This window comes from Vibrio sp. YIC-376 (genome assembly GCF_052353105.1).
Lineage (GTDB): Bacteria > Pseudomonadota > Gammaproteobacteria > Enterobacterales > Vibrionaceae > Vibrio.
Genome location: NZ_JBBWFK010000009.1, coordinates 225,740 through 235,245 on the forward strand (window position 1 = coordinate 225,740; position 9,506 = coordinate 235,245).

The 9,506-nt window shown below is 47.1% G+C and carries 7 protein-coding genes; all 7 read right to left on the minus strand.

All coding sequences use genetic code 11. The features are described 5' to 3' along the window. Positions 1-65: 65 nt before the first annotated feature. Positions 66-860 carry an electron transfer flavoprotein subunit beta gene (etfB, locus tag WJM94_RS17820; RefSeq protein ID WP_444495540.1) on the minus strand — a complete coding sequence of 265 codons (795 nt, stop codon included), beginning with the start codon at positions 858-860 and terminating at the stop codon, positions 66-68. Continuing rightward, the gene (gene etfA, locus WJM94_RS17825; RefSeq protein ID WP_444495541.1) at positions 850-2,088 is read right to left on the minus strand and encodes an electron transfer flavoprotein subunit alpha; all 1,239 of its coding nucleotides are present in this window, start codon (positions 2,086-2,088) and stop codon (positions 850-852) included. The genes etfB and etfA overlap by 11 nt, the downstream gene beginning before the upstream one ends. Before the next feature lie 9 nt (positions 2,089-2,097). Further along, positions 2,098-4,053, minus strand: a complete 1,956-nt coding sequence (locus tag WJM94_RS17830) for a (Fe-S)-binding protein (protein ID WP_444495542.1) — start codon at positions 4,051-4,053, stop codon at positions 2,098-2,100. A 9-nt stretch (positions 4,054-4,062) separates the two neighbouring features. Next, positions 4,063-6,126, minus strand: coding sequence for a dimethylglycine demethylation protein DgcA (dgcA, locus tag WJM94_RS17835; RefSeq protein WP_444495543.1), 2,064 nt, complete (start codon positions 6,124-6,126; stop codon positions 4,063-4,065). Positions 6,127-6,208: 82 nt separating this feature from the next. Next, positions 6,209-6,742, minus strand: coding sequence for a DUF5943 domain-containing protein (locus WJM94_RS17840; protein WP_444495544.1), 534 nt, complete (start codon positions 6,740-6,742; stop codon positions 6,209-6,211). A gap of 67 nt (positions 6,743-6,809) precedes the next feature. Next, the gene (locus WJM94_RS17845; protein WP_444495545.1) at positions 6,810-7,787 is read right to left on the minus strand and encodes a dipeptidase; all 978 of its coding nucleotides are present in this window, start codon (positions 7,785-7,787) and stop codon (positions 6,810-6,812) included. Between the two features lie 234 nt (positions 7,788-8,021). Then, entirely contained in the window at positions 8,022-9,458 is a 1,437-nt protein-coding gene (locus WJM94_RS17850) for an IS1182 family transposase (RefSeq protein WP_444493534.1), read from the minus strand. Positions 9,459-9,506 lie beyond the last annotated feature (48 nt).

Below are 9,506 nucleotides of genomic sequence, written 5' to 3' on the forward strand. Positions count from 1 at the left end.
ATATATTCGCCTGACGAACTCAATTTAGTTCGATAAGTTGAATCCCTAACAAATGAAATTTCTAATTATTTACTTACAACCCCTTCTTCAAGCAGCAAATCAAACACTGCCTGAGCCATTTCACTGACAGGCTGGTCTTTAAGGACTTTACCGCCAGATGATTCTGCTTTTGCTGTCGCCGCTTTAAAACGGTCGGCCGCACTTTTTGCTTTGACGACTTTCAAACGCTTAGCTTTCGGCTTCGCGATACTGGTTTCCCAAGTGAGTCGTTCTTTATCCAGTTGTTTACCTGCAACCTCTTCCGTGACAATGTCACACCGACGAGCGCAGCCAAATGCACTTTGTCGCGGCTCTTGTGCAGCAAAATCCACGCTTGCAACAAATGGAAGAGAAACGTTAAGCGCTCTGCGTTGGCCTCTAGGTAAGGCTTGCAATACGCGTGCGGTCCCATTTTCTACAGACAAGATTTCAGCAATACCCATAACAATTGGGCAATCCAACGCCTGAGCTAAAAAGAATGGTAGCGTGCCAGAAGATTCTCCATTTTCCGCGCGCATACCCGTCAGAACGATGTCTGGCATGTTATGACGAAAATAAGATGACAAGGTGTTAATGGCATCGTCTTGATCGTCCTGTGCCAGAACGCGAATTTGAGAGAGCCCCATCCCGCTGTAGTAACCTAGCGCAGGATCTTCCGGATTGCCGGCGTGAAGAACCTCGATTTCACAATCATCCAAATTCATTGCCAATTCAACTGCGCGAGCATCGGTAGCTGAGCGGCGCGCACGCCCGGTATCAGGATGCGCACCAATGGAAACTAAAGTACTGACACGTAGTGTGTCGATTTGATTATGCGGCATCCTTTAGCTCCTTTGATTGATTGTGTTGAATAAGAGAAATCAACTCTCTTAAAAACTCGTTGCTATCAGCAATCACGCTCAAATCAGCACGTTTAACCATGTCACAACCCGCATCCGTATTCACTGCAATGACTTTTTCACACGCGCCAATACCTTGCAGATGCTGAACCGCTCCCGAGATGCCAACGGCTACATAGACTCGAGCGGTAACCCAGCTACCTGTCGCACCAACCTGACGGTGTCGAGGCATGAAGCCGTCATCAACCGCTACGCGGCTCGCACCCTCAGTTGCACCCAGTATATTGGCCGCTTCATGGAATTTATCCCAGTCATGGATACCGTTGCCTGCAGACAGAATGAACTCTGCCTCGGTGAGTGGTATTGCCTGAGGATCAACCGCCACAGAGCCAAGATCTTCAATTCGAGACTCAATATTGAATTCACCTTCAAAGGCCACTGGCAACGCTTCATGTCGAGTTTCATCAATCGGAAGTGCACACTCTTGAGCCATTAGCAGCACTCGCGGAGTCACACGCTTGATGTCATGTCGACCGCCTGATGCCCGGCATACAGCTTGTTCGCTGTCGACTTGCCACGCTTGAGTTGCAGGACGTTCGTTAATAACTGCACACAGACGAGCACCAAGCTCAAAGCCACCTTGGATACTGTCCGGGAATAGCCAGTGCTTCGGTGTATATTGCGATTCGATGCTCGCAAGAACCTCAACACGTTGCTCCGGACTATAGTAATCAAACACTTCATCTGGGATAGCGAGTAAACGGTCTACACCAGCAAGATCAAACTGCTCTTCTTTATGTGTTCCGAAGACAACAGCCATCACCGCGCCTTCTCCATCAGACTGTTTAACCAGCTGATGTGCTTGTCCTAGAACATCTTTATCATGGCTGCTCAAACGACCGCCAGGCATATCCGGAACAACCACAATGTAAAAGTCAGGCGATTCAACTTTATGTAATGGTAGTTCAATTGTTGCTTGGCTATTTTTACGAGCACCCGTCATCACAGTTGCAGCATTATTGTTTAGGCGGTCTATACGCTTAATACCGTTTGGTCCAATAAAGCCTACACGATGTGGATAACGTCTAGTTAAGCCGCTTGGTCCAATTTCTTCGACCGGCTGTACCGTCAAGCTATCGTGCAGTGGGTGTAGCCGATTGCGTCTAATCCACTCGACACGAGGGTCACGGCGTAAAATAAATTCTCCCATGATCTTCTCCTACACACCGACGGTTTCAGACTCTGGTGTCCATACGTCCACCTTGTCATCGTTAATCTCAACCAGCATGTCAGCCACTAGCTCTGCAATGTCTTTCACATCTGGTCTTGGTTCAACAACACCCTCAAGCATCGCTGTACATTGCTGACAACCTACCGCAACTAAATCAGCACCAGTTTCACGGATATCATCCATTCGCATGTCTGCAATTCGGCGCTCGCCAGGGATATCGGTAATTGGTGCAGCTCCACCACCGCCACAGCAACGTGAACGGAAACCTGAACGCTCCATTTCAGCAATTTCAACACCTAAGTGTTTTAGGATGGAACGCGGTGCTTCATATTCACCGTTGTAACGGCCAAGGTAACAAGGATCGTGATACGTTACTTTGCCGACTGACAATGGCTTCAGACCAATTAGTCCCTTTTCAACCAACTGATTGATAAAAGTGGTATGGTGCCAAACCTGGTAAGTAGGTTTTTCGTTCTCTGGGTAGAAGTCCGGGTATTCGTTCTTCAAACAATGGAATGCGTGCGGATCGGTTGTGACGATGCAATCAAAGTCGTACTTCATCAACGTTTGAATGTTACGTTTTGCAAGGCGTTGGTAAGTGACATCATCACCTAGTCGACGTGCAACATCACCGCAGTCCAGTTCTTCATCTCCCAAGAAGGCAACGTCGATCTTGGCCGCTTTAAGAATCTTCACTAGTGACTTAAGAATGCGTTGGCTACGCATATCAAATGCACCATCAGATACCCAAAACAGAACATCAGCACGTTTCACTTCTGACATAAGCTTGAGATCTTGGTCTGCAGCCCAGTTAGAACGTTTGTTAGGATTGTGGCCATTCGGGTTGTCTGTGAAAATGATATTTTCCAGTACTTCCGCACCTTTATTAGGTGTTTCACCTTTTTCAAGCGTTAAGAAGCGGCGCATATCGACAATCGCATCTACGTGCTCGATCATCATCGGACACTCTTCTACACAAGCTCGGCAGGTCGTACATGACCACAGTGTTTCTGCGTTTAAAACACCGCCAACGATTGGTTTGTGCAGATCACCTTTTGCACATCCGGTTTCTTTACCTGGGTAAGGACTACCAGCGTATTTTTTATCAGTACCGCCAGCAAGACCCACAACCATGTCTTGGATTAGCTTCTTAGGGTTCAGTGGCTGCCCTGCTGCGAATGCCGGACACACTGCTTCACAACGACCACATTGAACACAAGCGTCAAAGCCTAACAGTTGATTCCATTTAAAATCGCTAGGGTTTTCGACACCCAATTTTTGTGCATTAAGATCCAGCGCTTTTAGTCCGGTCGAACGACCGCCACCAAAGCGCTCAGGACGACGGTGAAATGCTAAGTGCAAAGCACCTGCAAACGCATGTTTCATTGGTCCGCCCCAGCCCATACCGAGGAACATCTCGCCGACGCCCCATACGATAGCAGCAAGGAGAACAACCGCAGCAACCACGTTAAACACATCACCAACTAACTGAGTTGCAGGTAGAGTCACAAGGAAAAAGCTCACCGAAAACATGATCAGGCTTTTCGGTAGTCTCATCCAAGGACCTTTAGACAGGCGAGATGGTGGGTTTAGTCGACGTTTTGCAACAAACAAAGCGCCGCAAAACATGAGACCAAGTGAACCAAGTAGTACCCAAGACAGGATTTGCGGCTCTAGGTTAAATACATGAACCGCGAAAATGAGTACAACAGACAGAACAAAACCACCTGCCGTCGCAACGTGAGTGTTAGACATCACTTTGTCGCGCGCCACCACGTGGTGCAAGTCCACGAGGTATCGGCGCGGCATAGCAGCTAACCCAGAAAAGAAGGCAACACTTTCGGCTTGCCCTCTCCGCCACATCATGATGCGGCGGAGCATCCCTATAACAGCCAGTGCCCCGGCTGTTATAAGTAAGATAGGAAGTAGTGACTCTAGGAACATAAGCCCCCCTTACAGATCTTTACATAGACGAAGTGCGTCGTAGATTGCTGCGTGAGTATTACGTTGAGATACGCAATCACCCAAACGCCACAGGATCATGCCGTCATTTTCTTGTGACAAGACAGGTTGTGCCTGAGATGCAAACAAGGTTTCTACGTCGATTTGACCCTTGTTAACTGACTCTTCTTTCAATTCATAGTAAAGCGCTTCATTTGGACGAACGCCGTTTTCTACTACGATCTGATCCACAACGCGCTCTTCTTTAGCACCCGTGTATTCGTTTTCCAGCACAGCGATCAGGTTGTCACCTTCACGGTAAACCTTATGTAGTGCCAGATCGGAAGTCATGATTACTTCCTTCTCGTACAGACTGCGGTAGTAAGTTGGGAATGTCGTACCACCGATACCAACGCCTGGTTTGATATCATCAGTAACAAGTTCAACTTGCGAGCCTTTAGAAGTTAGGTAGTCTGCCGCCGACATACCAGAGAATTCACAGATAGTGTCGTAAACAAGAACGTTCTTACCTGGCTCAACCGTGCCGTTAAGAATATCCCAAGAAGACACAACCAGTCCTTCTGCCGCACCCCAGTCTGGGTTCTGTTCAATGAACGGAGTACCACCAGTAGCAAGAATACAAACATCAGGTTTCAGTTCACGAATCATGTCTGCGTTAGCAGCAGTGTTCAGAATAACTTCAACACCAAGACGGTCCAGTTCCATCGCCAGCCAACGAGTAATGCCCGCCATCTGATCACGTTGAGGTGCTTTCGCTGCGATAGTAAGTTGTCCGCCAAGTTCACCCGCTTTTTCAACCAGCGTCACCTTATGGCCACGTTCTGCAGCAACGCGTGCCGCTTCCAGACCACCAGGGCCACCACCAATAACCACAACTTTACGTACAGGTCCGGTTGTTTTTTCAATGATATGAGGCATACCCATGTGCTCGCGAGACGTTGCCGCGTTTTGGATACACAATACATCTAAGCCCATGTACTGACGGTCGATACAGTAGTTCGCGCCGACACATTGGCGAATTTGATCAGTTTGACCCAGTTTAATTTTGGTGATCAAATGAGGATCAGCGATATGAGCACGAGTCATACCTACAAAGTCCACATAACCCGCTTCCAGAATACGTTTAGCTTGGTTTGGATCTTTGATGTTTTGAGCATGGATAACTGGTACAGAAACCACTTCTTTGATACCAGCAGCCAAGTGTAGGAACGGCTCTGGCGGGTAGCTCATGTTAGGGATAACGTTTGCCAGAGTGTTGTGTGTATCACAGCCAGAACCAACAACGCCGAAGTAATCGACCATCTTAGTTGAATCGTAGTAAGCCGCGATTTCTTTCATATCGTCATGGTTCAAACCATCTGGGTGGAACTCATCACCAGTAATACGCATACCGACAACAAAGTCAGGCCCAACGGCTTCACGTACCGCTTTTAGTACTTCCATACCAAAGCGCATGCGGTTTTCAAAGGTTCCGCCCCACTTATCTGTACGTTTGTTAACACGAGGAGACCAGAATTGGTCAATCATGTGCTGGTGAACCGCAGACAGTTCAACACCGTCTAAGCCACCTTCTTTAGCGCGAACGGCAGCTTTAGCAAAGTCGCCAATGATGCGCCAGATTTCTTCTTCCTCAATGGTCTTACACGTTGCGCGGTGTACTGGCTCACGTACGCCAGATGGCGACATTAGGTTTGGCCAATGCTCACCGTCCCAACGAGAACGACGTCCCATGTGAGTAATCTGAATCATGATCTTGCCGCCGTGCTTATGCACAGCATCAGCCAGATTTTGGAAATGTGGAATGATGCGGTCTGTTGAAAGGTTTACTGAGCTCCACCAGCTTTGTGGGCTATCAATTGAAACCACACTTGAACCGCCACAGATACATAGACCACAGCCACCTTTGGCCTTTTCTTCGTAGTATTTTACGTATCGATCGGTCGTCATACCGCCGTCTGTAGCATAAACTTCCGCGTGCGCTGTACTAACAACACGGTTACGAATGGTCGTTTTATTAATTTTTAATGGTTGGAATAGAATATCGAACTGAGACATGATTTACCCCTGTACCGGCCTCACTTATTAACAAGTGAGGCGGTCTTCCTTGACTGACTTACGAATGGATAGAACTTGGTGTTTAATCGATTGGTGTTACTTCAAAAACGCCGTAATCGCACCCTTCCTCTGCACCACTTTGTGTTTGTACTGCTTTGGTTTTTACTGATAGCCCAAGACTCGCAGCGATTTGGTCGATTGCACCAGCGAACCAGCCAGTAAACATGTAATCAACTTTACGGTTAACTTTTCCGTACTGGTAAACGAAGCATGAATTTTCCAAGCGCACACGGGCTTCACCTTTCGCAATATCAAGATGCTCAGTGATAAAGAAACCCCAACCGCGTTGTGATAAACGTTTCATGTAATGTTCAAAAACTGCGTCGCCAGAAAGACCGTGTTCTTCGGCTTCCTTTTCACACCAGTAGTAAGCGGACTTGTAGCCTGCTTTGTACAGAATGTCTGCATAACGCTCAGCGCCGATCTCTTCTTCAATTCCCATGTGGTTATTTACAAAAAAGTGACGTGGAACGTACAACATAGGTAAGGCATCCGTTGTCCATACCCCTGTTTCGTCATCAACCAAGATTGGCATTTCAGGTGCGTGTGTACTCATATCGTATTCTTCCTTTTATACAATTAACTAACTTGTTATATATTTATATTTTTATGGTGGACCGCTGTTATTCGCCCCATACTTCGCCTAGTACGCGAAGCCAGTTTTCACCCATGATTTTGCGAACTTGAGTTTCAGTAAAACCATGTCGTAACAACGCGTCTGTCAAATTAGGGAACTCACCCAAAGTGCGGATGCCTTCAGGGTTAATGATTTCACCGAAGTTGGTTAGTCGGCGTGCATAACCTTTATCGTGCGTTAGCCACTCGAAGAACGGCTGACCATGACCTTGTGTGAAGTCTGTACCGATACCGATCTGGTCTTCACCCACCAGGTTGAAGATGTAAGCGATCGCTTCAACGTAGTCTTCAATCGTTGAATGAATGCCGTTTTTAAGAAAAGGTGCGAACATAGTCACGCCAACGAAACCGCCATGGTCTGCGATAAATTTCAGGTCTTCATCTGATTTGTTACGTGGATGATCTTTTAAACCACTAGGTAGACAGTGCGAGTAACAAACCGGTTTTTTAGAAGCCAGAATCACTTCTTTGGAAGTCTTAGCACCCACGTGTGATAGATCACACATGATGCCCACTTTATTCATTTCCGCGACAATCTCGTGGCCGAAACCAGACAAACCACCATCGCGTTCATAACAACCGGTACCAACTAGGTTCTGTGTGTTGTAACACATCTGAACGACGCCAACGCCAAGGTCTTTAAACACTTGTACATAGCCAAGCTGATCTTCAAAAGCATGGGCATTTTGAAAGCCCATCATGATGCCGGTTTTACCCTGCTGCTTCGCTTTGCGAATGTCGTCAGTCGTGCGAACTTTAATAACCAAATCATTGTTTTCTTCAAGAAGGTTATTCATTTCAACGATATTGTTTACCGTGTTCTGAAAGCCTTCCCAAACAGAAACTGTACAGTTTGCAGCAGTGATGCCGCCTTTGCGCATGTCTTCAAACAGTGCTCGATCCCACTTCGCGATAACCAGGCCATCAATCACTATTGAATCTTCATGCAAGTCCGTTGCGTTCATTTTTAAACCCTATTATTCCCTTTCCTCGTTAGTCTCCAGAATAGGTATTACGGTCGAATAAAAGTGTTCTAAAAACGGCATCTGAAATCCCTTTTGCGTAACTCTAAGCGACAAATTGAAAACAAAAAAAAACCGCTATCTCTTGGGATAGCGGTCAGATTGATGACGAACCCCACTTTTAAGGTGGGGTTCTGTTTTTTTTGCGGCCGCAGGCCGCGATCGCGATATTTTTTGTTAGATAAACTCTAGAGCGTTAGTGTTCTTAAATTGGCGTATATAAGTGAGGATTTGCGCTATTTCACCTCGATTTAGGCCGAGTTTACGCAGAGTGCTCACCACCAACGCTATCTTCTTGATGTTTTGAGCAGCCGCCGCCAACCAGCACTGCATCTGCACCTTGGCTAACCCTCGAAAGCGAGCGTATCGATGACCGTGATGTTGTTTTGCATCGGCGAAGCTTCTTTCTACCGTTTCACTTCTCCGCCTGTAGGTTTTCTTTCCATAAGCAGAGAGCCGCATCTGGTTGGCTCTATCCATGGCCTCCGTATAGATATGCCTCGTGATGACCTTCTTCATGTTTTTACTTTGAGTACAGTCATCACGCATTGGGCAGAACGCACATTCTTTAGGGTCTGAGTGATACTCTCGGTAAGCGCCGCGTGACGTCGTCTTGTAGATAAGGTCCTGTCCGTTGGGGCAACGATAGCTGTCTTTTTCTTTGTTATAGATAAAGTGTTTCTTCTTGAAGGCATTCTTTGTGCGTGATGGTCGGCGATAGCCGAACACGCCAAGTATCCCTCGGCGCTCAAGGGATTCAGCAACAGGGGCCGTGAAGTAACCGGCATCAAGACCAACGGCGATAGGATTGAGGTTAAACTGTTCAAGCGTGTGGTCGAGACGGCAGATATAAGGCTGGGAGTCATTGACATTCCCCGCGGTCGCATGGGTATCAACGATGATGCCATGCTGACCATCAACCGTGCGATGGTCGAGATAGAAGAACCCTTGCGGCTTATTGTCTCGGGTCATGAAGCCACTTTCTGGGTCAGTCGTACTGCTCTTCGTGTTATTAGCTTTCTGCTCAGAAGTTCGTTCTTTAAGTGGCTTCTTTCCCTCTTTTGCTCGGTCTAGTGCAACGTCTTCATCCAGCATATCTAAATATGCACTCGCTCGGACTGCCGTTTGTTTATTGGTGTGCTTGTTTTTGTTCGCGTTCGCTTTGAGGTGAGTGCTGTCAGTAAAGAGCTCTTGTCCAGCGACTAAGCCTTTAGCCATCGCTTGTTGAACGATGTTAATAAAGATACGTTCGAAGACATCCGTACCATTGAAGCGACGGATACGGTTTTGACTGAGTGTCGAGGCATGGATGACCTTTTCAGTGAGGGACATGCGGAGGAACCAACGATATGCGACATTCACTTCGATTTCTTTGACAAGCTGACGCTCGCTTTTTACGCCGAAGATGTACCCCAGTAGGATAATTTTGAATAGGCGGACAGGGTCTACAGGTGGTCGGCCATTGTCTTTGCAATAGAGGTGGGCGACTTCATCACGAATGAATTCAAAATCGATAGCAGAGTCAATTTTACGCACAAGGTGGTCTTTGGGAACAAGTTGTTCCATCGTCACCATTTCAAGTTCGTATTGTTGTGGAGAAGGTTCTTGAAGCATGTCGAGGTATCCAGATTTCGATACTCCTATTAGATCAAAGGACTAGCC